Annotated in this window: 12 protein-coding genes; 6 read left to right on the top strand and 6 right to left on the bottom strand. The window is 59.2% G+C overall.

The window, feature by feature from the left end; all coding sequences use genetic code 11:
* Positions 1-119: 119 nt before the first annotated feature.
* From CCX46_RS07640 to CCX46_RS07625, 4 genes are all read right to left on the bottom strand, one after another.
* Entirely contained in the window at positions 120-2,405 is a 2,286-nt protein-coding gene (locus tag CCX46_RS07640) for an autotransporter outer membrane beta-barrel domain-containing protein (RefSeq protein ID WP_127926264.1), read from the bottom strand.
* A 223-nt stretch (positions 2,406-2,628) separates the two neighbouring features.
* Positions 2,629-4,560, bottom strand: coding sequence for a hypothetical protein (locus CCX46_RS07635; protein ID WP_177413852.1), 1,932 nt, complete (start codon positions 4,558-4,560; stop codon positions 2,629-2,631).
* A gap of 130 nt (positions 4,561-4,690) precedes the next feature.
* Entirely contained in the window at positions 4,691-6,727 is a 2,037-nt protein-coding gene (locus CCX46_RS07630) for a hypothetical protein (protein WP_238704384.1), read from the bottom strand.
* A 464-nt stretch (positions 6,728-7,191) separates the two neighbouring features.
* Entirely contained in the window at positions 7,192-15,804 is an 8,613-nt protein-coding gene (locus CCX46_RS07625) for a retention module-containing protein (protein WP_127926263.1), read from the bottom strand.
* A gap of 532 nt (positions 15,805-16,336) precedes the next feature.
* On the opposite strand from CCX46_RS07625, the gene CCX46_RS07620 reads away from it, so the two are divergent.
* The 3 genes from CCX46_RS07620 to CCX46_RS07610 all read left to right on the top strand — a co-directional run bounded on the left by CCX46_RS07620 (position 16,337) and on the right by CCX46_RS07610 (position 21,384).
* The gene (locus tag CCX46_RS07620) at positions 16,337-17,695 is read left to right on the top strand and encodes a TolC family outer membrane protein (RefSeq protein ID WP_064388304.1); all 1,359 of its coding nucleotides are present in this window, start codon (positions 16,337-16,339) and stop codon (positions 17,693-17,695) included.
* Between the two features lie 157 nt (positions 17,696-17,852).
* Positions 17,853-20,012, top strand: coding sequence for a type I secretion system permease/ATPase (locus CCX46_RS07615; RefSeq protein WP_127926262.1), 2,160 nt, complete (start codon positions 17,853-17,855; stop codon positions 20,010-20,012).
* Positions 20,013-20,022: 10 nt separating this feature from the next.
* Positions 20,023-21,384: an HlyD family type I secretion periplasmic adaptor subunit gene (locus CCX46_RS07610; RefSeq protein ID WP_127926261.1), complete on the top strand. Its 1,362-nt coding sequence runs from the start codon at positions 20,023-20,025 to the stop codon at positions 21,382-21,384.
* Positions 21,385-21,498: 114 nt separating this feature from the next.
* Here CCX46_RS07610 and CCX46_RS07605 read toward each other — a convergent pair whose 3' ends face one another.
* Positions 21,499-22,095 (bottom strand): tRNA-uridine aminocarboxypropyltransferase, encoded by a 597-nt coding sequence (locus CCX46_RS07605; protein ID WP_127926260.1) that lies wholly within the window; start codon positions 22,093-22,095, stop codon positions 21,499-21,501.
* Positions 22,096-22,113: 18 nt separating this feature from the next.
* Positions 22,114-23,007 carry a LysR family transcriptional regulator gene (locus CCX46_RS07600; RefSeq protein WP_007914510.1) on the bottom strand — a complete coding sequence of 298 codons (894 nt, stop codon included), beginning with the start codon at positions 23,005-23,007 and terminating at the stop codon, positions 22,114-22,116.
* Positions 23,008-23,402: 395 nt separating this feature from the next.
* On the opposite strand from CCX46_RS07600, the gene speB reads away from it, so the two are divergent.
* From speB to CCX46_RS07585, 3 genes are read left to right on the top strand one after another with little or no spacing between them, the layout of a single operon-like run.
* A complete protein-coding gene (speB, locus tag CCX46_RS07595; RefSeq protein WP_003222717.1) occupies positions 23,403-24,353 on the top strand; it encodes an agmatinase in 951 nt (316 codons plus the stop codon).
* Between the two features lie 10 nt (positions 24,354-24,363).
* Positions 24,364-24,786 carry a YybH family protein gene (locus CCX46_RS07590; RefSeq protein ID WP_127926259.1) on the top strand — a complete coding sequence of 141 codons (423 nt, stop codon included), beginning with the start codon at positions 24,364-24,366 and terminating at the stop codon, positions 24,784-24,786.
* A gap of 57 nt (positions 24,787-24,843) precedes the next feature.
* Positions 24,844-26,346 carry a purine-cytosine permease family protein gene (locus tag CCX46_RS07585; protein WP_127926258.1) on the top strand — a complete coding sequence of 501 codons (1,503 nt, stop codon included), beginning with the start codon at positions 24,844-24,846 and terminating at the stop codon, positions 26,344-26,346.
* Positions 26,347-26,350: the final 4 nt, after the last annotated feature.

The following is a 26,350-nucleotide window of genomic DNA, read 5'->3' as shown; positions in this document are numbered from 1 at the left end:
TTCGGCATCTGGCAAAACCGATTAACAAAAATGACAAGGCCGCTGCTCCTCGACAGAACAGCGGCCGTCGTAAAGGTGTCTCGTTGATTACGAGGCACTTTCCCTTTAACAAGCAGTAGTTAAAAGCTGTACCGCAATCCCAGATTCACACCGTAAGGCTGCTCGATATGCTCCCCATTGGCATAGTCCAGATCAACATGCACCTGCCACCGCTCGGACATCGCCACCGCCACCCCCGCCCCAAACTCCGCCCGAGAGCCGGACAAGTCATTGTTGAACACGTTGTTGTTGACCTTCACTTCGTTGTTGGTCGCAAATTCATAAGCAACCGCCGCGCGCACATAGGGTTGGGCGACAGCGCCGTTAGCGAGTGCGATGTTACGTCCGAACGTGGCACCCGCCTTGCCGAGCAGTGAGCGCATACGATCACCGTCGGCGTCCATGTCGTTGTCCAGCGTGTAGTGTTTGCCCTGGATCTGCACCGCCGACAGTTGCGCGAACGGTTCGACGAAGTAGTCGTTGGCCAGTTTGATATGCCGACCGAACTCGGCAGAACCGCCTACCCCCCAGTTGTCGTAATCACCTTTGGTCCGGCTGCCGTCGCTCAGGTTGACCTTGGACTCGTTGCGAAAACGGTTGAACTTGAGCACGCCGTCAAAGTAGTAACCGGTATCACTGTCGAGCCAGGTGACATAAGGCCCGACGTAGTAACTTTTCACCGTTCCCGACGTACCGCGATCAAGATCCAGATCGGACTCGCTCGTGCCGGCGAGTACCCCGACCAGCACCTGGCTTTCGCCCAGTCGAGCGTCGGCGCCAAGGGACAAACCCTGTTGCGTCTGCTGATAGCCCACGCCCGAGCCATCGGCAACGTTGTACTTGTTGCCGTAGGTGCGGATCCAGCCGCCGGCCTGGCCACCGTTGAAACGCAATTCGCCCATGCGGCTGCGCAACGAACTCAACTCGCCGTACCACACGGTCGGGGCTGTGTTGAACAAGGCCAGTACCGAGCGCGCGCCGGGGCTGATGACTTCGGTGGTCGGGTCGAGAAACCACTCCTTCGCTCCCCCCTCGATTTCCCGACTGGCCAAACCGTACGACCAGGTCCCGACATCCACTCTCTGATCGCCGGCCAGCGCAAAATTCGCTCCATCGGTTGTGCCGGTACGCACTAGCGTCAATTGCTGAGGCGACGCCGCATCCAGCCCCGAAGCCTTCACCGCGAGATCGAACTGCCCCTCTGACTGACCAAGAACATTGAGGAAATCACTCTGCCCGTTGGCAAAATCACCTTTCATCTCAAACGTGCCGGTACCGGCAAGTGCGCCGACCGTCAGTTGATAGTAGGTTGTGGGTGCCTGCGCTGCGCCGAAAGTAACCCGGCCGCCCTCCAGGCGCATTGCGCCAACAGAGTCATCGCCGGTCAAGGTCCAGTTTGAAGTGTCATTGATGTTGACGCTGGCGACCTTGTCCAGACGACCGGTGAACTGCGACTGGTTCTGCAAGGTGACGTTGGCCGTCGAGCCGTCCTCAACCAGCATGTCTCCGGTCATATCGCCTCGGTCGAAAATGAAATCAGCCGTGCTGGAACCCGTCACTGAAAAGTTGCCAATCAACGTACTGTTGCCAACCTTTACCGCGGCGGTCGAAGCCTCTTGAACCGCCAGCAATTGATTAGCGCTACCTTGCAAAGTGGAGTTGTTCAGCACCTCGATGCTGACGTCTGCACCACCGGCAACCTCTATCGCCGGCCCATTGCGTCCCTCTATACTGGCACCGTCCAGTACCAGCGTATTGCTGCCTGAAACGGACGAGTCGTTGACCATCCGCACACCCGCCCGGTCGCCGCTGATACGAGTACCGGCTGTAGCGTGCACTTCACCGCCGATCATACTCAGGCCGACACTGCCCGCGGCCTGTCCCGTCACTTCACTGCCGATCAGTATCAGGTTGCTTAACGCGGTTATCTGTATCCCGGCTTCGCCCCCCCTGAATTGACTGTCAGTCGCGGTGACAGTCGACCCTTGCGTCGAAGAGAAAGACCGATTGACCATCATTCCTATCGAGTCGCTGGTGACATCGGCCTGCACAAGATTGCCTCGACTGGCCGTGATGGAAATTCCCTCAATGCCACTTTCAGCATTCACCGTGGCACCATTGATGTTCAGTGTCGATCCGGAAATCACATTCAGGGTATGAGTCATGGCCTGGGCAAGATTCAGTACTCCGTTATTGCGCACCAGGTAATCAGTGGGCGGCACTGTCGAGTCCACATCCAGCGTACTGTTATCGACGATGACCGCGAACGCGGGTGAACCCAACAAAAAAAATGCCGGTATCGCTACCAGCATTCGAAAGCTTCCGGTGGAAGTGATTCTGCAAAATGAAAAGACTTCGGGTTTCATGATTGACTATCCTTCGATTAATTAACTCCGGCAAATTTGTTTACCCGCCAGACAATTCAGCGTCGAACAATACCGAATGCCACAACCCAACCAACGTAGGATTTTTCTGAAGTTCACAGGGTAAAAGTCCTTAAAAAAATAGTAACCATTTCCACTGGCTACTCGTTACATATTTAAAAAGGAAGGTACATGCAGTACCTTCCCTTGCGACTTCAGCACTTTCTTAAGGCAGGGGGCATGAACCACCCGCCGGATCAACCATATAAACCCTTACCACATGTTCTGCAGACGGTGTGTCGCGCCCATCAATAACAGCCGAGTAGCTTATGCCTCCCCACGCGTTTTCCGTGGTCAGGATCGCCGGATCATAGGGAACCTTTACAATGAACCCGGCGGTTGCTTCCTGACTGGAGGGGGTGTAGGTAACTTTGGCTTCGGTACCGGGTTTAGTTGTGCTTCCGTTGTCACTGTAGCCTTGATAAGTGAACGTCAATACCTTATCTGCCAATTGAGGCTCGCCCCCCGCGACCAACACTTCGACTACAACGCCGGCAACGCTATCCCTTCGCAAAGACAAGCAATTCAGCAAGCCGAAGTCGTCATCGAGGTGTTGGAACTTCACCTCCGGGACGACACCGTCACGAACGAGTACATCAACATCCGTCGCGAGCGAAACATCCACGTTATCGTTTACATCGTGGCTGATCACATAATGGGTCTTGATCGGATTACCGTTACCTGCGTCCTCGAAAACCTTCCATAGAACAGTCCATTCCAAGTCGGCTGGAAGCGTAGCACCGATTTTTACAATCCCGCCGTCTGCCTCGCTTACCGGCTCACCTTTCCAGTAAAGTTGTACTTCGTCATTCTCCTTGGCCTCGGTATAGAGCGTAGCCGTTACAATTACCGGGCCAGTGTTATCAGCCTCCCTCAACTGATTGGGAAGCCCGCCATCGTTGCCTTGTACTGACACTGTTGGCAGATCGGGGTTCGGGTTGCCTGGCTTGTCGGGATCTATTGGCGCGCCTGGCTTGCGCAAATCCACGCTGATGTTGTCCAGCTCGACCGGAACAAGAGGATGAGCGACACCCTTGCGCCGTATCTGATAACTGGCTGTAACAGTCTTCAGGCCGGCATTGCCGTTGAAGACATTGCGGAAGGGCACATCGACATAAAAGGGAAACCCGGGAATCGTGACCGCCGACTGTAACTGGCCATCCCAAGTGACTTCCAACTGATCGCCATCAATGAAGTTGGTGTATTCATCTTTAATCCCGACGCCAATCGGTTGCTGAGCATCTTCCAAATCAATCAGGTTGTCGCTATACAGGGGAATATCCAGCGGCAGCAAACCTGCAGGAGGATCTGTCAGCGTGACGTTCAAGCGCTTATAAGGTGAATGAAGGCTTTTATTGCCCTTGCGATCCGTCACCTGCCAATAAATAGCCCTTACTCCCTCTTCATCGTCCAGCATTGCCGCGGTCAGTTGAAATTCCAGAGGCGTAGCCAGATCCGTACGAGTAATTGTTCCAATCAACGTCGGCAAAGGTACGGAAGTGCCAATAAAACAATCAACCACATCATTGAGCATATGGCCGGCATATTCCTGAACAGTTATCAGCACATGACCATTATCGTCGAGATATTTTTTAGTGATACCGTCACGCTCTACTTCGGTGGGAACATTGACCTCTGTTATCGGCAGCGGCGGGCTTCTGTCAACATTAATCTCCACGGGTGTTACGACACCAATGTTCCCGCCTTGACTGAGGTAGTAGCTCAATTCATGTTTACCCTCTCTGTCGGTCAGGTTGGCCGGCAGCGTCATAGGGATCAAGAGAATGCCAGCGTCAAGAGGCGTGGTGTAGCTATATCGCGTTTGTGGCAACCTCGTGCCATTCCACATCAAATCAATAAGCCCCGGCACGGAGGGTATATCACCTGCTCGTGGAGGCCGAGGTATATTTACTTTCAATTCCAAGCCCTGTAATGAAAGCGGAACCTGATTCTTGCCATCACCGACTTGATCAGGCAGCAAGGGATTATCAGGGTGTATTTGAGGGGGGTCTGCATCCATCTTCGGGGCTGCAAGGCGGATTCTCTTGTAATCCAGTCGACTTTGCTGTGCGGGGGTGAGTTTTTTATAAACGGTCATTTTATCGCTCCTGGAGAAGACGCCCACGCATACGCAACAACGCAGGCATACGTTTGGCACTGGTTAAACTTCTTGCAATTAACAGACACTGCTCAAGTCAGACACGAGAAACGTGAAATTCAAGAACTGCTTATTTCAATAAGCCTGGCAACTTCGCAGACAAGTGTTCTGCAAACTTTTTACCCCATCCGGAATTCTCGCAGGGCGAACCACAGTAATCCTCGCCCTCCTTATCGGAACAGACAATACCGCTGGGCAGGGTTCTATTAATAATGACGAACTCCTCTTTTGAACTACCCACGCCGCCCTTGGCTTTCTTAAGTGTGTAATGACACAGTGCAGAGCCGTCATTCACCATAGGGGCAATCAAACGCTCAAAGTCCGCGACATGCACTTCAAAACCATCACGCGCTTGCGCGTCACTCAATATCGTGGGGAACTTGTCTGTCACTCCGGGAATAGGTTCAGAACCATTCAGTCCTTTAGATCCTTGCCAATGCAGAGTCACTTCATCATCTTTGTCGAAGGCGGCATTCCCCTCGATTTTCACCCAGACCCCTTTCCAGAGTCGCGGACATGCACAACAGTCAAGAACACCATTTTTGTTCGCATGTGGAAAGGATGGCTCCTTCAGGTTTTCGATCACCACAATCGATACATTGACTGATGTTGTCAGAGCCTGTTGCAGATTGACGTTGTTGCTGGTCGTGTAATAGACCGGTAATGCAGGGTTCTCCCGGTCCTGGTCAATGATCGACCAAGGAATGGTGAACGGCACGCGCTTACCGGCTACATCACCGTGCTGAACGATATATTGCGCTGCAGGTGTGGTGATCGCCCCCCAGAACAGGCTGATTGTCTGCCCGGCAAGTGGCGCATCAAACAGCGCGAGAATCCCTTCGGCAGGCTCGCCAAAATCATCCGGCGTCAACGTGTTGAGGACTTTCGAATTGACGCCGTATATTTCTACTTTTGCCAGAGTCGGGTTGAGTAATGCCGGGGCATTGGCATGGTCCTGTCCGGCGAGGGTCAAATCTACCGGGACCCTGGTTTCCAGAGAGGATGGCGTGGTGCCTGAAGGACGTCGCACTTTGTAAGTCACCGACGCCGTCAAGGGCCCCAGCCCCTTAGCTGTCAGGGCTGACCAAGGCACTGGCACGACCACGGGAAAGCGGGAAGGATCAACCGGCACCGGCGCCAGCGGTGTGCCATTCCAGTCGAGCAGAATTTCGTTGTCACTGCCTGGATTGTCATAACGATCGATTTCTACCGTCACGGCACCCTGAGCCACCGCACCTTCACGGGCATGCTGGCGGTCAATCAACCCTCGGTCCGACAAAGGCACGCGAGGCGGTTTGAGATTTCCGGGCGCCGGGAGCAGATCGACAAGCAACTCCAACAGTTCTGATCTGGGGCCTTTATTACCCGCCCAGTCTCGTAGACGGTAATAGATATAACGGGGCCCCTCACCCCGATCACGAATGTCCTGTTCGCGCATAGTGATAAACAGTTCATCACGGTCAATGTCTACCTGACTGAATTCCTGTTCATCAATCTCGGTTTCCGAATCGGAAGGGTTATCCGTATCGGTCCAGAAATAAATGGCTCTGTCCCGGGCTTTTATCCCCACATAACTGCGCACTTGAAAACGAACCTGCCCATGTTCCTTCAAGTAGTCGTCGGTGATAGCGCCGACGACATCGAGCATTTCCAGCAAGGCGGGTTCCTGACCATCATCCGGGGCCACCCTGTCTACAGTAATACGTTTTTTATCGGACTCAGCAGGGTTGCCCCCCTGGATCAGGATGTAAGACAGGTCGTAGATGCCATTGTCCAGATAGTCCCTGGGGACTGATACGATCTTGTCCCCAGGTTCGATGGGTATTAAAAACTTGAATTCATTGACTTCGCGAAAGGCATCCCCAAGCGGGCGAAATCCCACTTTGACAATATCCGGCCCGAGAACAGGATCGGTGGTGAAGCTCCACGCTGGAACAATCAACTGCAGATCACGGTTCAACTCCGTACGCGGCAACAGTCCGTCGGGACTTTCTGCACCGTGTTCGTCCTTGAGAATGACCGGCACTTGCGGAACCGGCAAAGCGGTGACCTCTGATGGTTGCGGATTTGCACTGTGCGGGCCTTGTGTGAGTTCCGGGGGCTGCATGTAGGACGCTCCGCGACAATTAACCAAACGTTGGTGTGCGGTATCAACAGGGTGATACCGCCGCTGCATGGGTTCGATTTAATGCGCAAAGGCGGGCGCTGCCTACTGTCAGAAATTACAGGTTTTGCTACCGTTCGTCGGAATCAATGCTCGTACGCAGGGGGCTTAATCATGTGCGCTTATCAGAAACGTGCAGGCAAAAAATCGAGCTACACGACCTCGCGTCATCGCTTACAGCTACGCCAGAATCCGCCGGGTTGATGCAGGTGTGATCAACCGCTGAGTTTTTCGGAGTCAGATCTGGCGCTTTCGCGAACAGGCTCGCTGCCACAGTTAAACGCGCTCCAATATGGGAGCGAGCCTGCTCGCGAAGACTGACGAAAGAACAACGCCCTGCCTCCAGGCAGAAAAAACCCGCCGCCCCGGTTGAACGGGACGGCGGGTTTTGTCGTTTCAGGTGTCGCTTACACCGTATCCACCTTCAACGAATGATCATTCAGCATGCCGCTGATGATCGTCGCCGTGTCATGCCCACCAGCCACTACCCCGCCCGCCCCCGGCGTCACGCCGTAATGGCTGGCGAGGTTGACGCCAGCCAGGTCGATGGTCTGGTTCGGTGTGGCGCCGGCCATGGCGCTGACGTCGATGCTGGTGAGGACCGAGGCGCCGCTGCCGCTGACGGTGAAGTGCAGGTAGTCATCCAGCGAGGCGGTGGTGCCGTTTTCTCCTTGCAGCAGTTGCGACAGGTCGAGCTTGTCGGTGCCGGGGGTGAAATCGGTGATCAGGTCATGGCCACTGTTGCCCTTGAGCCACTGGAAGGTGTCGGCCCCTGCGCCACCGGTCAGGGTGTTGTTGCCCATGCCGCCAATCAGCAGGTCGTCACCGCCGCCACCGTTGAGGATGTCGTTACCGAGGCCACCGTTGATCACGTTGTTATTGTTATCGCCGGTGAGGGTGTCGTTGAAGTTCGAGCCGACGAGGTTTTCGATGCCGGTCAGGGTGTCAGTGCCGGCGCCGAGGGTGTTTTGCGCACCGAGCAGGCCGAGGTTGACGGTGACGGCAGCCGTGGCGTGGGCGTAGCTGGCGGTGTCGCTGCCAGTACCGCCGTCGAGCAAATCGTTGCCCGGGCCGCTGTAGAGCAAGTCATTACCGGCGCCGCCGTGCAGTTCGTTGTTGCCGGAGCCTGCGGTGAGCACATCGTTGCCGTCGCCGGCGTTGATGATGTTGTCGCCGCTGCCGGCCACCAGCACGTCATCCCCCGAGGTACCGGTGAGGGTGTGGCCGTCCTGATAGCTGATGCTCACATTGGCCGTGTCGCTGCCGCCATGGTTGTCGTTGGCGGTGTAGCTGCCGTGGAAGTCCGGGGTAATGTCATGCGCCCCGGCGTAGTTGAGGGTCATGGTCAGCTGATAGTTTTCCGCCGCGTTGGGGTTACCGCCGCCGCTGGGATTGGCGATGTTGGTGATGTGGATCTGATAGACACCATCGGCCGACGCTGTGAGGGTTTGCCCGTCCGCCAGGGTTGTGTAGGCGCCACCGTTGATCGAGTACTCCATGCTGACGTGACCGGCCGCCAGGTTGTGATCCAGATTGAGGGTTTCGCCCTGACGCAGGTTGACGGTGATGCGGTCTTCATCGTTGGCGTTGCTGTTGGTCACCGCACCGAGATAGCCACTGACCACCAGCACGGCAGTCATGGTCGCAGCGTTGGCACTGAACGAATTACGCACGTTGGCCAGGTTCTGGTTGGCGGCGGTGTTGACGTTGGTGCCGGTGAAATTGATCGCACCGGTGCCGGTGAAGTCCGCCGCTTTCGAGATCCAGCCGGTGTTGAAACTGGTGGGCGTGGCGTTGAGCGTATCGCCGTTCGGATCGGTGTCGTTGGCCAGCAGCAGTTCGCCCGGCACGACGATATTGCCCGACAGCACGTTGGTGATGACGTGGTCGTCCACGGCCACCGTCGGCGCGTTGGGGATCACTTTCACGGTCAGTGTCGAGCTGGCGAGATCGCCGTCGTTATCGCTGACGGTGAAGCCGATGTTCTCGGTGATGACCACGGCGGTGGTTTTCTGTGAGGTGTAGGTGTAGTCGCCGCTGTCGAGGTTGATCAGTAATGTGCCGCCATTATTGGTGGCGATGCTCAACGTGTTGTTGGCGGTGTTGAAGGTGCCGTGATTGGTGCCGCCGCTTGGCGTCAACGAGCCTTGGCCACTGAGGGCTTTGGGGTCGTAGGTGTAGGTGGTGCCGTCGACCACGATGGACTTGATAAAACCGCCATCAGCGCCGAAGGTGCCGCCCTCGCCCAGCAACGAACCAGTGACCGGCGCGCCCTGCACAGTGCCCGACAGCACCGAGTTGAGTTGATTGAGGTCGGTGACCACCACCGCGTTGGTGTTGGTGTGGCTGATGCCGTCATAGGCCAGCGGGTCGAGGTTGGCGTTGCTCACGCCGCTGCCCAGGCCAATCGCGTAGTTCTTGATGTTGTTGGCATCGAGGAAGTTTTTCAGCGCGGCTTCGTCAGCAGCGTTGATGTCACCTTCGTTGGGTTTGCCGTCCGAGAAGAAGTAACCGACGTTCTGCGCCCCGGTGAGTTTGCCCGAGGTGTTGAACGCGGTTTGCATCACCGCCACCGCGGCGTCGTAGTTGGTGCCGCCGCCTGCGGTGAGGCCGGCGAGAATGGTTTTCGCGGTCGCGACATCGACCCACACCGAGGTTCGGTCAGTGGCGTTGCTGCTGAAGGTAACGAGCTGCACTTTGACATCGCCGAGGTCGTCGTACTTGTCGAGCAAGGCGCTGATGGCCTGTTTGGCCAACGCCAGTCGCGACAGGCCCGGTACGCCGGAGGCGTCGGCCATACTGCCGGAGATGTCGAGGACGATAAGGATGTTGGAGTCGATCTCAACCGCCGCCACCGAACGATCCGACGCAACGGCTTTTGGCACGTCGTCGACGATATTGACCACGAGAGTGCTGGTGGTGCTGTTGCCCAGCGCGTCAGTGGCTTGGTAAGTGAAGCTTTCGCTCAGCGTGTTCGCCCCGTCGTTGGCGCCCGGCGAGGTTTTCGGCGCCGAGGTCAGCGTGTAGGTGTAGGTACCGTCGGCGTTGAGCTGGATCTGCCCGTAGGTGCCGGTGGCGCTGCCGACCAAGGTGTAGGTAATCGCGCCGCTGCCGCCGGTGACGGCGCCGACCAGTGTGCCGGTCGCGGTTTCGCCAGTGTTGCTCGGGTCGCTGCCGGTGACCGTACCGGGAGCCAGATCCGCTCCGTCCTTGCTCAGGTCGAGGGCTTTTTCGTAGACCGTCACGTCTTGATCGACCGAGGCCACCAGCTTGCTGTCAGCAACGTTGATGGTGATGGTCGTGGTGCTTTCATCGCCGTCGCTGTCACGGATGGTGTAGGTGAAGGTGTCGGTGGCGCCCGGTGGGCTCACCGAGTTCGGGTTGCTGTGGTAAACGGCGTTGCCCGCCGCATCGAGGGTCAGGTAACCGAAGTTGCCATTGATGTTGCTGTTGAGGCCGCCGATGGCCGAGGTGCCGGTATTGCTGCCGGCTCGCACGCCGCTCACTGTCGCTGCGCCATCGGCACCACTGATGTCATTGCCCAATACGCTGACGTTGACCGTACCGCCCTCGGCCACCGAGCTGGTGTCGGGTTTGGCGGTCGGCAGGTCGTCGATGATATTGACGTTGATCTGGCCGTTGGCAGTGCTGCCATCGGTGTCCGTGGCCACCACGTTGAAGTTCTCGGTGAGACTGTTGGCACCGTTGGCGTTCGGGTGGGTTTCGTTGTCGACCAGGGTGTAGCTGTAGCTGACCACTCCGGTCGCCGGGTTGTAACCGGTGACCGTGAAGGTGCTGCCCAGTGGCGAAACCACCGATTGCGGAAAGCCTGCGGCCACGCCGTTACTGACCACGGCGATGCCGCCCACAGTGAGGGTTTGCAAGCCATCGAGCGCGGTAACGGTGAAAGTACCGTTCTGGGTCAGCGCCGGGGTATTGGGGCTGGTGCCGTCGCTGAGGTTTTTCTCGTAGACGGTGAGTTCGCCGCCATTGACGTCGAGGCCGTTGAGCACCACCGGATCGTCGTTGTTGTGGATGTTCAGCACCAGGCTGGCGGTGCTGGTGTCGCCGTCGGCATCGGTCAGGGTGTAGCTGAACGTCTCGCTGCCGTTACCGCCGCCGTGCAGGTTTTTGAAGTCGGCATCGTTGGGGTTCAGGGTGTAGGTGTAAGTGCCGTTGGCGTTGAGCACCAGCGTGCCGTAAGTACCGGTGAAGGTGCCGGGGGTGATCGGTCCGGCATTCGGTCCGGTCGCGACCACATCGGCGCCTTGCACATCGTTGCTCAGTACGTTGCCAGTCAGGGTCAGTTGCGTTTCCGAAGCGCTGTTGGCGTTGCTGTCGTTCACGGCTTTCGGCACGTCATCGACGATATTCACGACAATGGTGCTGGTGACGATGTTGCCGAGCGAATCGGTGGCCTGATAGGTGAAGGTTTCGCTCAGGCTGTTGGCGCCATCGTCGGCATGCGGCGTGGTGCTCGCCGGCGAGGTCAGGGTGTAGGTGTACGTGCCGTTGGGGTTGAGGACGATCTGCCCGTAGTTGCCGGTGGCGCTGCCGACCAGCGCATAGCTGATCGCGCCGACCGCACCAGTGACCGAGCCGACCAGGGTGCCGGACGCGGTTTCGCCGGTGCTGGTCGGATCGCTGCCAGTGACCGTGCCGGGCGCCAGATCCGCGCCGTCCTTGGTCAGGTCCAGCGCTTTCTCGTAGACGGTGACGTCGGTGTCGCTGGTCGCACACAGTTTGCTGTTGGAGACATCGATGGTGATGGTGGTAGTGCTTTCATCGCCGTCGGAATCACGCACGGTGTAGGTGAACACATCCACCGCGCCCGGTCCGTTCACGACGTTGGGATTGCTGTGATAGACCGCGTTGCCGTTGGCGTCCAGGGTCAGGTAGCCGTAGGTGCCGTTGATGTTGCTGTTGAGGCCGCCGATGGCCGAGGTCGAGGTGTCGGCGCCTGCACGCACGCCGACCACTGCACCGGTTACGGCCGGACCGTCGGCGCCGCCGATGTCGTTGTTAAGGACATTGCCACTGACGGTGCCGCCCTCCGCCACCGATGCCGCGTCAGGGTGGGCGCTGGGCAGATCATCGACGATATTGACGTTGATCTGGCCGTTGGCAGTGCTGCCATCGGTGTCCGTCGCCACCACGTTGAAGTTCTCGGTGATGCTGTTGGCGCCGTTGGCGTTTGGATGGGTTTCGTTGTCGACCAGGGTGTAGCTGTAACTCACCACACCGGTGGCAGGGTTGTAACCGGTGATGGTCAACGTGCTGCCGAGCGGCGTGACGATCGATTGCGGGAAGCCTGCAGCCACGCCACCGGTGACCACGTTGATGCCGCCCACGGTCAGGGTTTGCAGACCGTCGAGGGCGGTGACGGTGAAGGTGCCGCTCTGGGTCAGCGCCGGGGTGTCGGGGCTGGTGCCGTCGCTGAGGTTTTTCTCGTAGACGGTGAGCTCGCCGCCATTGACGTCGAGGCCGTTGAGGTAGACCTGATCGTCATTGTTGTGGATGTTCAGCACCAGGTTCGCGGTGCTGGTATCGCCGTCGGAATCGGTGATGGTGTAGGCGAAGGTTTCTGTGCCGTTGCCGCCACCGTGGAGGTTTTTGAAGTCGGCGTCATTGGTGTTCAGCGTGTAGGTATACGTGCCATTGGCGTTGAGGACCAAGGTGCCGTAAGTGCCGGTGAACGTGCCGGGCGTAACGGGGCCGGTGGGTACACGGTCAGCACCTTGCACATCGTTAGTCAACACGTTGCCGGTCAGGGTCAGTTGGCTTTCTGACGCTGTTCCGTTGCTGTCATCGTTGGCCTTCGGCAGGTCGTCGACGATGTTGACGTCCAGCGAGCCATTGGCGGTGGTGCCGTTGTCATCGACCACGGTGACGGCGAACTGCTCTGGCAGATTGTTCGCGCCGTTGGCGGTGGGATGCGCTTCGTTGTCGATCAGGGTGTAACTGTAGCTGACCACGCCGGTAGCAGCGTTGAAACCGGTGATGGTCAGCGTACTGCCGAGCGGCGTGACGATCGATTGCGGGAACCCTGCGGCCACGCCGTTGGTGACGACGGCAATGCCGCCGACAGTCAGCGTTGTTACGCCGTCGAGTGCGGTGATGGTGAACGTGCCGCTTTGCGTCAACGCAGTGGCATCCGGTGTGCTGCCGTCCGTGAGATTTTTCTCGTAAACGGTGAGTTCGCCGCCATTGACGTCAAGGCCGTCGATGATCACCGGGTCGTCGTTGTTATGGATCTGTAGAACCAGATTCGCCGTGCTGGTATCGCCGTCCGAGTCGGTGATGGTGTAGGTGAAGGTTTCCGAACCGTTGCCGCCACCGTGGAGGTTTTTGAAGTCGGCATCGCTGGTGTTCAAGGTGTAGGTGTAAGTGCCATTGGCGCTGAGCACCAAGGTGCCGTATGTGCCAGTGAAAGTGCCCGGGGTTACCGGGCCGCTCGGTACGCGATCCGCACCTTGCACGTCATTGGTCAGGACATTGCCGGTCAGCGTCAGCAGGGTCTCCGATGCGGTGCCGGCGTTGCTGTCATCCACAGCTTTTGGCAGGTCATCGACGATGTTCACATCGAGAGTGGCATTGGCGGTGGTGCCGTTGTCATCGACCACGGTAACGGCGAACTGCTCTGGCAGATTGTTCGCGCCGTTGGCCGTCGGGTGCGTTTCGTTGTCGACCAGCGTGTAGCTATAGCTGACCACGCCGGTGGTCGCATTGAAACCGGTGATGGTCAGCGTACTGCCCAGCGGCGTGGTGACCGATTGTGGAAACCCTGCGGCCACGCCATTGGTGACGACAGCGATGCCGCCGACCGTCAGGGTTGTGACGCCATCGAGTGCGGTGATGGTGAACGTACCGCTTTGGGTCAACGCGGTGGAATCCGGCGCACTGCCGTCGCTGAGGTTTTTTTCGTTGACGGTGAGTTCGCCGCCATTCACGTCGAGGCCGTTGATGATTACCGGATCGTCGTTGTTGTGGATCTGCAGGACGAGGTTGCCAGTGCTGGTATCACCGTCGGAATCGGTGATGGTGTAGGCGAAGGTTTCCGTGCCGTTGCCACCGCCGTGGAGGTTTTTGAAGTCGGCGTCGTTGGTGTTCAAAGTGTAGGTGTACGTGCCGTTGGCGTTGAGGACCAGCGTGCCGTAAGTCCCGGTGAATGTGCCGGCGGTGATCGGCCCGGCACTTTCATTGGTCACCACGCGGTCGGCGCCCTGCACGTCGTTGGTCAGCACGTTGCCGGTCAGTGTCAGTTGCGTTTCAGACGCCGTGCCATTGCTGTCATCAAAGGCTTTGGGTACGTCGTCGGTGATGTTCACGTCGAGCGTGCCGTTGGCAGTGGTGCCGTTGTCATCGACCACGGTGACGGCAAACTGCTCAGGCAGATTGTTCGCGCCGTTGGCGGTGGGATGCGCTTCGTTGTCGACCAGGGTGTAGCTGTAACTAACCACACCGGTGGTGGCGTTGAAACCGGTGATGGTCAGCGTGCTGCCGAGCGGTGTAGTAATCGATTGCGGGAAACCTGCGGCCACGCCGTTGGTGACGACGGCGATGCCACCGACAGTGAGCGTCGTTACACCATCGAGTGCAGTGATGGTGAACGTGCCGCTCTGGGTCAGCGCAGTGGCATCCGGTGCGCTGCCGTCGCTGAGGTTTTTCTCGTAGACCGTCAACTCCCCGCCTTCGACGTTCAGGCCATTGATGACCACTGGATCGTCGTTGTTGTGGATCTGCAGGACGAGGTTGGCGGAGCTGGTATCACCGTCCGAGTCGGTGATGGTGTAGGCGAAGGTTTCCGTGCCATTGCCGCCACCGTGCAGGTTTTTGAAGTCCGCGTCGCTGGTGTTCAGCGTGTAGGTGTACGTGCCGTCGGCATTCAGCACCAAGGTGCCGTAAGTGCCGGTGAAAGTGCCCGGGGTTACCGGACCGGTTGGCACGCGATCAGCACCTTGCACGTCATTGGTCAGCACGTTGCCGGTCAGTGTCAGCTGGGTTTCAGACGCCGTGCCATTGCTGTCATCAAAGGCTTTTGGCACGTCGTCGGTGATATTGACGTCGAGCGTGCCGGTCGCTGTGTCGCCATTGCTGTCGCCGGCAATCACCGTGAATTGTTCGCTGAGATTGTTCACGCCGTCGCCGGCCGCATGAGTTTCGTTGCCGTTGAGGGTGTAGCTGTAGCTGACAACGCCAGTCGCCGGGTTGTAGCCGGTGATGGTCAGGGTGTTGCCCAGTTGCGAGGTGATCGATTGCGGGAAGCCGATCGGCACACCGCCAACGATAACGTTGATGCCGCCGATGCTCAGGCTGGTCAGACCATCCGGCGCCAACACCGTGAAGCTGCCGCTTTGCGTCAGTGCACCCGGGTTGGCCGACGAGCCGTCAGGCAGATTGGCTTCACTGAGGTTCAGTTCGCCGCCCGCCACATTCAGACCGATGAGGGTCACCGGATTGTTCACCGGCGGCGGCACCACCACAGCCGGGGTGTCATCGCCGTTGTCGATCACCGCGTTGTGGCGTTCTTCAGGGAATTCAGGAATACCGCCGAACCCGGCAGTGGGGAAACCGATGATCGGGTCGACCCGTCCGCCCACCTCGGTCAGCAGCACAAAACTGTGCCCGCCACCCGCCTCTCCCGGCGCACCGCCTGGAGCGTTGGGACCGGCCGCGGTGGCTTCAGCGGTTTGGCTCGGGTCGTCACCGGCGGCGATGGCTTTCTGGATCTGCTCAACGTCGGTCAATTGCGCGTCGCTCGGGGTCACTGCCTCAGCGGCATTGACATGCGCCGCCTGACCCGCCAGCAGTTCACCGGTCATGGTCATGCTGCTGCCGCGTCCGAGGGTCAATTCCTGGCCGTTTTGCAGATGAACGGCGACGGCGCCTTCTGCGCCGGTGATCAGTTGATCGCCGGCAAACAGGCGATCCCCCTCAACCAGTGCGCGTTTGGTACCGTCGGCTGACTGGGCGAAAACCTGGCCAATGACTTTAGTGACTGTGCCGATGAGCGTTGCCATGTGAAATCCTCCGCTGCCGACCACCGTCGGCACTGGTAAGCGAAGCAGCCCATGGCTCAACCGGGTTGTTGGAGGCGACGCTCGCACCTTCAACAGTTCGTTTCGCAGGTGGCTTCTTTCGGAAACATCAGTGCTATCAAGCACTTCCGCATCCCGATCAAAGCAATACGCCCACTAACGCTACGTAACGCTGATGAATCACCCGAGTGACAAAAATCTGTCACCCCTCAGCCGCTACGCGTCCCTCCCCTTCAGCAGTACTTCGCCGTATGTCGCAAAGTGAGTGGAACTTTCCTCAAGCCTTTTTGCGCTCCCTAAAGCGCATAAAACAAAGACTTTCGTGCTGAACAATGTGCCGGTTTTTACAAAGCGCATAAGTTTTTTTCGGCATAAGCCTTATGAAAATTTTTTCTTAGCTACGCTTCAGGATGTTCTTAGCTCTGTTGTTACAAGAGTGAAACGCTCAGACCTACAAATATCGTCAAATATTTGGCGACAGTAACACACCATCAGGACTCAGGGAGATGCACCCATGCGCGTTCTAACCCCCCTCTGCAGCGCGGTTTTGCTGGCCATGGCTTGCACTTCTCAAGCCCAGGCCATGAACCTTACCGAGGCTATTCAAAGCACCATCGCCACTCACCCGGAACTGGCCTCGCGCGTGGACGCGCGCCTGTCGGCTGATGAACAAGTCAAAGTTGCCAAGGGTGGCTTCTATCCGTCCGTCGATTTGAACGCCGCGTATGGTCGTGGCTACAGCGACAACACCAATACCCGAGCCTTCGGTAATCACCACACCGAAATCCTCAATTACACCCAGTCCGAGCTGCGTCTGCGGCAAATGCTGTTCGACGGTTTCAACACCGCCAACGAAGTCGAGCGCACCAAGGGCGTGTCCAATTCGCGCGCGTACTACGCGCAAGGCACCGCTCAGGATCTGGCCCTGCGCACCATCGAGGTCTACCTCGAAGTGCTCAAGCGTCGCGAACTGGTGACCCTGGCCAAGAACAACCTGCAGGCGCATTTGCGCGTCAATGACCAGATCGGCCTGCGCACCGAGCGTGGCGTCGGCAGCACCGCTGACTCCGACCAATCGGTAGCCCGTAAGGCCTTGGCGCAAAACAACCTCGACACCGCCGAAGTCGATCTGGCCGACGCCGAATCGAACTTCTACAGCGTGGTCGGACGCATGCCCGATGAGCTGGAAACCCCGGCCTCGACCCGTGGCGAGTTGCCGACCAGCCTGCCGGAAGCGCAGCAGAGCATGGTCGAGAACAACCCGTATCTGAAATCGGCGCAGGCTGACGTGCAATCGGCCGAGAGCCAGTACGAAGTCGCCAAGTCGCCGTTCTACCCGCGCTTCGATGCTGAAGCGGCCGTCGGCGCGAACAACAACGTGCAGGGCGATGAAGGCCACGACAACGAATGGCGTGTGGGTGTGGTGATGAACTACAACCTGTTCCGGGGTGGTAGCGACAAGGCGCGACTGGCCTCCGATGCGCACCAGATCAACCAGGCGATGGACATCCGCAACAACGCCCTGCGTCAGTTGAACGAGAACATTCATTTGGCCTGGAATGCCATGGTCAACGCGAAGAAGCAGACTCCGACCGCCCGCGAATACGCCGAAACCACCAAACGCGTGCGCGCCGCGTATCAGGATCAGTTCGGCCTCGGCCAACGCACCCTGCTCGACTTGCTCGACAGTGAAAACGAGCTGTACAACGCCAACCGTCGTTACACCGAAATCCGCTACACCGAGGAATATTCGATGTACCGCGTACTGGCAAACATGGGCCAGTTGCTGAGCAAACAACGGGTAGTGCTGCCGGCCGATGCGATCGCTGCTACCGAAGTGAAAAACGAAGCACGCCTGCCCGAACTGAAATAAGTCCCCTGTTGATCGTTCCCACGCTCTGCGTGGGAATGCCTCAATGGACGCTCTGCGTCTGCTTTGGGACGCGGAGCGTCCCGGGCTGCATTCCCAAGCGGAGCGTGGGAACGATCAATGTGTGGATTCCCGTGCCCGTTCAACAGAGGCGATCAATATGACCAGCATGGAACCCGGCCATACCGGGATCGATCCGCGGCTGAGCTTCGATGATCCGTTACTCGACGGTCTGTTGATCCTCTGCAAACTGCATGGCGCGACGGTCAGTCGCGCCAGCCTGAGTGCCGGGCTGCCCCTGAACAAACAGCGCCTGAGCCTCGACCTGCTGCCGCGCGCAGCCGCTCGGGCCGGGTTGCAGGCGCGTATTCTGCGTCGCGAACTGAAAGACATCTCACCGCTGAACCTGCCGATTCTGCTGCTGCTCAACGACGGTCGCACTGCTGTTTTGCGGCGTTTCGGCGACGACGGCAAAGCGCTGATCCTGCCCAGCGAAGCCGATGGCGGCGAGCAATGGATCAGCCGCGACGAACTCACTGAACACTACAGCGGCCAGGCCTTGTTCGCTCGGCCGCGCCACGAACTCGAAGACCTGCGTTCACCGCTGGTGCCGCGCGTCCATGCCTGGTTTCGTGACACGTTGAAACTGTCGAAATGGCTGTACAGCGATGCGATTCTCGCCAGTTTCCTGATCAACCTGTTAGGCCTGATGGTGCCTCTGTTTGTCATGCAGACCTACGACCGCGTGGTGCCGAATCAGGCCACTTCGACCTTGTGGGTGTTGTCGATCGGACTGTTGATCGGCACCGGTTTCGAACTGGTCCTGCGGGTGGTCCGCGCACACCTGCTCGACACCGCCGGCAAGAAAACCGATGTGATCCTTTCCGCGACTTTATTTGAACGCATTACCGGCATGTCGATGAAGGCACGGCCGGCGACCATCGGCGGTTTCGCCCAGAGCATTCATGACTTTCAGGGTCTGCGTGAATTTCTCACGGCGGTAACCCTGACCAGCCTGATCGACCTGCCCTTCGTCGTGCTGATGCTGGTGGTGATCGGCCTGCTCGGTGGCTGGCTGGTGGTGATTCCGCTGCTGGCGTTTCCGATCACCATCATCTTCGCGATGATCATTCAGGTGCGCCTGCGTGACACCGTGCAAAAGAGCCTGAGCCTCGGCGCCGAACGTCAGGCCGTGCTGATCGAAACCCTCGGCGGCCTGGAAACCCTCAAGGCCTGCAGCGCCGAAAGCGAACGCCAGCACAAATGGGAAACCACCCACGGCGCCCTCACCCGCCTCGACAGCCATGCGCGCAATCTGTCGGCGCTGGCCACCAACGGCACGCTGTTCATTCAACAGTTCTCGGGGATGGCGACGATTGTCGCCGGGGTCTACAGCATCATTGCCGGCAACCTCAGCGTCGGTGCGCTGGTCGCCAGTTACATGCTCGGCAGCCGCGTGCTCGCGCCGCTCGGGCAGATTGCCGGGCTGATCACCCGCTATCAGCAAGCGCAACTGACCATGAAAAGCACCGACGCGCTGATGGCTCTGCCGCAGGAACGCGACGGCAAACAGCGGCCGCTGGAACGCACGCAACTGCAAGGTGCGCTGGACGTCAGCGGCGTGACCTTTCATTACAACGGCCAGAATGCGCCGGCGCTGAGCAATGTCAGCTTCAGCCTGAAACCCGGCGAACGGGTCGGCATCATTGGTCGCAGCGGTTCGGGCAAAAGCACGCTGGCGCGACTAGTCATGGGTTTCTATGAACCCGAAGAAGGCCAACTGCTGCTCGACGGCCTCGACCTGCGCCAGCTCGATGTCGCCGACCTGCGCCAGCAGATCGGTTACGTCGCCCACGATCTGCCGCTGCTCGCCGGCAGCCTGCGCGACAACCTCACGCTCGGCGCGCGCTACATCAGCGATTCACGCATGCTCGAAGTCGCCGAACTGACCGGCGTTACCGAACTCGCTCGCCAACATCCGCAAGGCTTCGATCGTCCGGTGGGCGAGCGCGGACAATTGCTTTCCGGCGGCCAACGTCAGGCCGTTTTGCTGGCGCGATCGCTGCTGCTCGATCCGCCGATCATGCTGCTCGACGAACCCACCAGTGCCATGGACAACAGCAGCGAAGACTTGCTGCGGCAGAAGCTGCACGGCTGGGTACAAGGCAAGACGCTGCTGCTGGTCACCCACCGTACCTCGATGCTGAGCCTGGTGGACCGGTTGCTGGTGCTGGACAACGGCCGGGTCGTCGCCGACGGCCCGAAAGAAGCGGTCATCGATGCACTGCGCAAGGGCCGTGTCGGCTCGGCGGCGGTCTAGGAGTTGCCCCATGTCTGCTTCCTCCGATAGCAAAGATCGAGGCTACTTCGACAGTTTCGGCAAAAGCGCCGAAGCCGAATTCATGCCGGAAACCGCCGGCGCTTCATTGCAGGACTCGCCGCGCTGGTCGCGGATCACCGTGTGGCTGGCGGCGGCGCTGCTGATCAGCGCGGTGGTCTGGGCCAGGTTTGCCGTGCTCGAAGAAGTGACCATGGGCGAAGGCAAGGCGATTCCTTCGAGCAAGATTCAGGTGATCCAGAACCTTGAGGGCGGGATCGTCACTGAGATATTCGTCCGCGAAGGGCAAATGGTGAACAAGGGCGACACGCTGCTGCGCCTGGATGACACGCGATTTCGTTCGAACAAGGGCGAAAGCGAGGCGGATCGTTATGCGCTGACGGCACAGGTCGAACGGTTGTCGGCGGAGGCCGAGGGCCGGCCGTTCAAGCTCTCTGATGAAGTCATCGCCAAGGCGCCGCAAGTCGCCGAAGACGAGCGCTCGCTGTACGAACAACGTCAGCGCCGACTGGCCAGCGAGCAGCGCACGTTGAGCGAACAACTGCGGCAGAAGACTCAGGAACTCGCCGAGTTTCGCTCCAAACAAGGTCAGTTCAGCTCGAGTCTGGCGTTGCTGCAGCAAGAGATGAACATGTCCGAACCGCTGGTGAAAACCGGTGCGGTTTCTCCTGTTGAGATCCTTCGACTCAAGCGCAGCGCGGTAGAAATCCGAGGTTCATTGAACGCGACGACGCTGGCCATTCCCCGCGCCGAATCAGCGATTGCCGAGATCCGCAGCAAGATCGACGAGTCGGAACAGACCTTCCGTTCCGAAGCTGCCAAAGAGCTGAATGAGAAACGCACCGACCTGTCGAAAATCACTGCCACCAGCATCGCCATCGACGACCGCGTCACCCGCACCACCGTGACCTCACCGGTACACGGGGTGATCAAGCAATTGAAGGTCAACACCATCGGCGGGGTGGTTCAGCCAGGCAGCGACATGGTTGAAATCGTGCCGTTGGAAGACAACCTGTTGATCGAGGCCAAAGTGCGCCCGCAGGACGTTGCGTTCCTGCATCCGGGCCAGAAAGCCATGGTCAAGTTCAGTGCCTATGACTACACGATTTACGGCGGGTTGAGCGCCAAGCTTGAGTTGATCGGCGCCGACACGATTACCGATGACAAGGGCAACAGCTTTTATCTGATTCAGGTGCGCACCGATAAAAACCATTTGGGCGGGGATGTGAAACCGCTGCTGATTATTCCGGGGATGGTGGCGACGGTGGACATTATTACCGGGGAGAAAAGCGTCTTGGATTATCTGTTGAAACCGGTGCTTAAAGCCCGGACTGAGGCGATGCGCGAACGCTAGCCGATGATCGTTCCCACGCGCAGCAAAGGAATGCCGCCCGGGACGCTCCGCGTCCCTTTGCGACTGTGACGCAGAGCGTCACTGGATGCATTCCCACGCAGAGCGTGGGAACGATCATTTGTCGCCATGGTTACGCTGGAAGGTCTCCTCCCCCATCGCCGCAATCTGCCCCTCGATCAACGCCTCGAACGGCTTGAGCAACGGCTCGAATGACCTCGGCGCTTCCAGCGTCTGCAACGCCTGCACAATTGCCTCAATCGTCGACAACGCCCCTGGCCCCGGTGCCTTGCGCAAGCGATAGCGCGACACGCCACCTTCGGCCAACGTCACCCGTGGCAACGCCGCCAACAGAGGATTGAGGTGCAACATCTTGCGCGCCTTGCGCCAGGTGCCGTCCGGAACGACCAGTAACAGTGGTTCATCGGACTCGCCGTAAGCCTGCATCGGTTGCGCATCATCAGCCGGAAACAACAACCGCGCCCGATAGCCCGGACGGTTCAGCAGCGCCGGCAAATCTTCGAATACTTCACCGACAATCAGCTCGGCATTGGTCAGTCCCAACGCTGCCAACCGCGCAGTATTAAGCGCATGATTGACCTCGCTCGGATGCTGCAACAGCAACACTCGCGTGCGGCTGTCGAGACTCGGGATCAGTGGGCACAGGCAATGGGTTTGTGGGCGCAGGCAGCGCGGGCATTGAGGTCTGGACATACTTCTTTTCCCTACAAGCTAAGCCTGATTGAGCTGAGCTTTGAGCAAATCGCGGAAGGTCTGGATCAGCGGCTCGCGGCTGCGGCCCCGGCGCATGATCATCGAAAACGGTGCCTGATAACCGAAGGTCGCCGGTAGCAGCACGCGCAGGTCGCCCTTGTCGGCCCAGGCCTGAGCGTAGTGTTCTGGCAAGTAGCCGATGTAGGCGCCGGACAGCACCAGAATCAGCTGCGCCTCCATACTTTCCACCGTAGCGGCGCTGTGTTTGAAGCCGTGGCGCGCCAGTTCCGCCTGACTCCAGTAACCGCGCCCGACCATGCGTTGCTGGGTGATGACTTGCTCGGGAATGCGCCGCTCGTTGAACAACGGATGCCGGCTGCTGCAATACAACCAGTGTTGTTCGCGGTACAGGGGCATGTAGATCAGGCCACTCATGCGTGTGGAAAACGCACCGATGGCCAGGTCGAGGCGGTTGTCCTGCACGCCGAGTTGCAATTCGTAGGGGCTCATCACCGACAAATGCAGATGCACCGCCGGGTGTTCCTGGCTGTAGGCGCCGATGGCTTCGGCGAAGGGCAACGCCTTGTCACTGACGGTGGAGTCGATCACCCCAAGGTTGAGCGTGCCGCGCAGTTCACCCTTGAGCGCGGCGGCGTATTGCTCGAAGCCTTCGAGTTCGGCGAGCAGGCGCAGGGTTTCCTGATGGAACAGTTCACCCTTGCTGGTCAGGCTGAACCCGCCGCGCCCGCGATGGCACAACACCAGGCCGAGCGCGGCTTCGAGCTGGCTCATGTAGGTGCTGATCGCCGAGGTCGACAGGTTGAGTTCCTGCTGGGCGTTGGCGAAGCCCTGATGACGGACGACGCTGACGAAGATGCGCAACAGTTTCAGGTCGGGTAAAGCGTTGGCCATGTCTACTCCGGGCTTTGCAACTGTGTGTCTGTGGGAAAAGCCCCTCACCCCAGCCCTCTCCCCTAGGGAGAGGGAGCTGATCTCCATGGCTTTCAAATCCTGAGCTCGACTCGATTTTTCAGGTCGATGCAGATTCCGCCAACAACTCGGTCGGCCCCCTCTCCCTCTGGGAGAGGGCTGGGGTGAGGGCAGCAATCCCCAGCCGATCACAATCTTGAACCCGCCAAAGTCTAATCCCAGCCTCGCCATTAGTTTAGAAAAATCTGAACTAAGTTTTTGCCCGTAGCGATTCTTTCCCCCCACTACATTTCGCATCATCGGTCCCACAGCGGCGTCCGAACCTGTGCTCCACGGCGCGCCGACATAAATAAAACAAAGACGATGAGGCCTTACCCGTGGACAAGATTCTTCACCAACCACTGGGCGGCAACGAAATGCCGCGCTTCGGCGGCATCGCCACCATGCTCCGACTCCCCCATGTACCGACCGCTGCCGGCCTGGACGCTGCCTTTGTTGGCGTGCCACTGGACATCGGTACTTCGCTGCGCCCCGGCACCCGTTTCGGGCCACGCGACATCCGCACCGAATCGGTGATGATCCGCCCGTACAACATGGCCACTGGCGCTGCGCCGTTCGACTCGCTGTCGGTGGCCGACATCGGTGACGTGGCAATCAACACCTTCAACCTGCTCGACGCCGTGCGCATCATCGAAGAAGCCTACGACAACATCCTCGAGCACAACGTGATCCCGATGACCCTGGGTGGCGACCACACCATCACCCTGCCGATCCTGCGGGCCATTCACAAGAAGCACGGCAAGGTCGGTCTGGTGCACATCGATGCCCACGCTGACGTCAACGATCACATGTTTGGCGAGAAGATCGCCCACGGCACGACCTTCCGTCGCGCCGTTGAAGAAGGTCTGCTGGACTGCGACCGTGTCGTGCAGATCGGTCTGCGCGCTCAGGGTTACACCGCTGACGACTTCAACTGGAGCCGCGATCAAGGCTTCCGTGTGGTGCAGGCCGAAGAGTGCTGGCACAAGTCGCTGGCACCGCTGATGGCCGAAGTGCGCGAGAAAGTCGGTGGCGGCCCGGTGTACCTGAGCTTCGACATCGACGGCATCGACCCGGCCTGGGCGCCCGGCACCGGTACCCCGGAAATCGGTGGTCTGACGACCATTCAGGCGATTGAAATCGTTCGCGGCTGCCAAGGCCTCGACCTGATCGGTTGCGATCTGGTAGAAGTCTCGCCCGCTTATGACACCACCGGCAACACCTCGCTGCTGGCCGCCAACCTGCTGTACGAAATGCTCTGCGTACTGCCTGGCGTGGTCCATCGCTGAGGGTCGGGTCATGAACGAACGTGATCAGGTTTTGCGAGCGGCCGCCGAACTGGTGGCTGCCTTTGCCCGTAACGATCGCGAAGCTTATTTCGGCGCGTTCAGCGCCGATGCAAGTTTCGTTTTCTACACCCTCGAACAGCCGTTGCTGTCGCGCGATGCCTATCAGGCCTTGTGGGACAGCTGGCGCGCCGAGGATGGCTTCGAGGTGCTTGCGTGCACCTCCAGCAACGCCTTCGTCAGCCTGCAGGGTGACGTGGCGATTTTCATCCATGACGTGGCCACCGAGCTGCGCATGCAAGGGGAGCAACACTTCAGCCAGGAGCGCGAGACGATTGTTTTCAAGAAACAAGCGTCGAGCCTAGAACAACAAGGCCATTGGCTGGCCTGCCACGAACATTTGTCCGCAATGCCGGAAGGGCTGCCATCCCCTTAGCCAAAACAGGTGACGCCTCACGCACGATGAGGCGCGCCTTTATGATCGGAGCAGATCATGAATAACAACAACAACGACCAAAGCCTTACGCAGATTGAAACCCACGGGGTCGAGCAGATCCCGGACCACGAACGCAGCGCAGGCCCGACGGACTTGTTCCGGATGATCTTCGGTGGTTCGAATACCTTTGCCACCGCCGTGCTCGGCAGTTTCCCGGTGCTGTTCGGTCTGTCTTTTCAGGCCGGTGTCTGGGCGATTGTGCTGGGCGTACTGCTTGGCTCGCTGATCCTCGCACCGATGGGCCTGTTCGGCCCGCTCAACGGCACCAACAATGCCGTGTCGTCCGGTGCGCACTTCGGCGTGCACGGGCGGATCGTCGGTTCGTTCCTGTCGCTGTTGACCGCTATCGCGTTTTTCTCGCTCTCGGTGTGGAGTTCGGGGGATGCGCTGATCGGTGGTGCAAAACGCCTGATCGGTCTGCCGGAAACCGACCTGACTCTGGGCCTGGCCTACGGTCTGTTCGCGATCCTGGTGCTGACCGTGTGCATCTACGGCTTCCGCTTTTTGCTGTGGGTGAACAAGATCGCGGTGTGGAGCGCCAGCCTGTTGTTCCTGCTGGGCATCTTCGCCTTCGCCGGTCCTTTTGACGCCCATTACGCTGGCACCGTCAGCCTCGGTCAGCCGGGCTTCTGGGCCGCGTTCATCGGCGCCGCGCTGGTTGCGATGAGCAATCCGATTTCCTTCGGCGCGTTCCTCGGCGACTGGTCGCGCTACATCCCGCGTGACACCTCCAAGCAACGGATCATGGCGGCGGTGGTGCTGTCGCAGATCGCCACGTTCATCCCGTTCCTGTTCGGCCTGAGCACCGCGACCATCGTCGCGATCAAGGCGCCGGACTACATCGCGGCGAACAACTATGTCGGTGGTTTGCTGGCAGTGTCGCCGAGCTGGTTCTTCCTGCCGGTGTGCCTGATTGCGGTGATTGGCGGCATGTCCACCGGCACCACCTCGCTGTATGGCACCGGGCTGGACATGTCCAGCGTATTCCCGCGAGTGCTGTCACGCGTGAAAGCGACGCTGCTGATCGGCGTTTTGTCGATTGCCTTCATCTTCATCGGCCGCTTTGCCGCGAACCTGGTGCAGAGCGTGTCGACCTTCGCCGTGCTGATCATCACCTGCACCACCCCGTGGATGGTGATCATGATCATCGGCCTGGTGGTGCGTCGCGGCTTCTACTGCCCGGATGATCTGCAAGTGTTCACCCGTGGCGAACAGGGCGGACGCTACTGGTTCAGCCACGGCTGGAACTGGCGCGGTCTGGGTGCATGGATCCCGAGCGCGGCGGTTGGCCTGTGCTTCGTCAATTTGCCGGGGCAGTTCGTCGGCCCACTGGGTGAAATGGCCGGCGGTATCGACATCAGCTTGCCGGTGACCCTGGGCCTGGCCTCGGTGGTGTACCTGACGCTGCTGAGCCTGTTCCCGGAACCGCGCGAAGTGTTCGGCCCGAAGGATGCCCGCAACCAAGCCATAGAAAAACCTGAACTGCGTCAGGCCGCCTGACGCA

Source organism: Pseudomonas sp. RU47, assembly GCF_004011755.1.
Classification (GTDB): domain Bacteria; phylum Pseudomonadota; class Gammaproteobacteria; order Pseudomonadales; family Pseudomonadaceae; genus Aquipseudomonas.
Note: the sequence above shows the minus strand (reverse complement) of the source record. Positions and strands in the feature narration are given on the sequence as shown.

Coding starts and splice junctions, on each gene's coding strand:
- CCX46_RS07640 (WP_127926264.1), bottom strand. CDS start 2,405: ATGAAACCCGAAGTCTTTTCATTTTGCAGAATCACTTCCACCGGAAGC.
- CCX46_RS07635 (WP_177413852.1), bottom strand. CDS start 4,560: ATGACCGTTTATAAAAAACTCACCCCCGCACAGCAAAGTCGACTGGAT.
- CCX46_RS07630 (WP_238704384.1), bottom strand. CDS start 6,727: ATGCAGCCCCCGGAACTCACACAAGGCCCGCACAGTGCAAATCCGCAA.
- CCX46_RS07625 (WP_127926263.1), bottom strand. CDS start 15,804: ATGGCAACGCTCATCGGCACAGTCACTAAAGTCATTGGCCAGGTTTTC.
- CCX46_RS07620 (WP_064388304.1), top strand. CDS start 16,337: ATGCGCGTTCTAACCCCCCTCTGCAGCGCGGTTTTGCTGGCCATGGCT.
- CCX46_RS07615 (WP_127926262.1), top strand. CDS start 17,853: ATGACCAGCATGGAACCCGGCCATACCGGGATCGATCCGCGGCTGAGC.
- CCX46_RS07610 (WP_127926261.1), top strand. CDS start 20,023: ATGTCTGCTTCCTCCGATAGCAAAGATCGAGGCTACTTCGACAGTTTC.
- CCX46_RS07605 (WP_127926260.1), bottom strand. CDS start 22,095: ATGTCCAGACCTCAATGCCCGCGCTGCCTGCGCCCACAAACCCATTGC.
- CCX46_RS07600 (WP_007914510.1), bottom strand. CDS start 23,007: ATGGCCAACGCTTTACCCGACCTGAAACTGTTGCGCATCTTCGTCAGC.
- CCX46_RS07590 (WP_127926259.1), top strand. CDS start 24,364: ATGAACGAACGTGATCAGGTTTTGCGAGCGGCCGCCGAACTGGTGGCT.
- CCX46_RS07585 (WP_127926258.1), top strand. CDS start 24,844: ATGAATAACAACAACAACGACCAAAGCCTTACGCAGATTGAAACCCAC.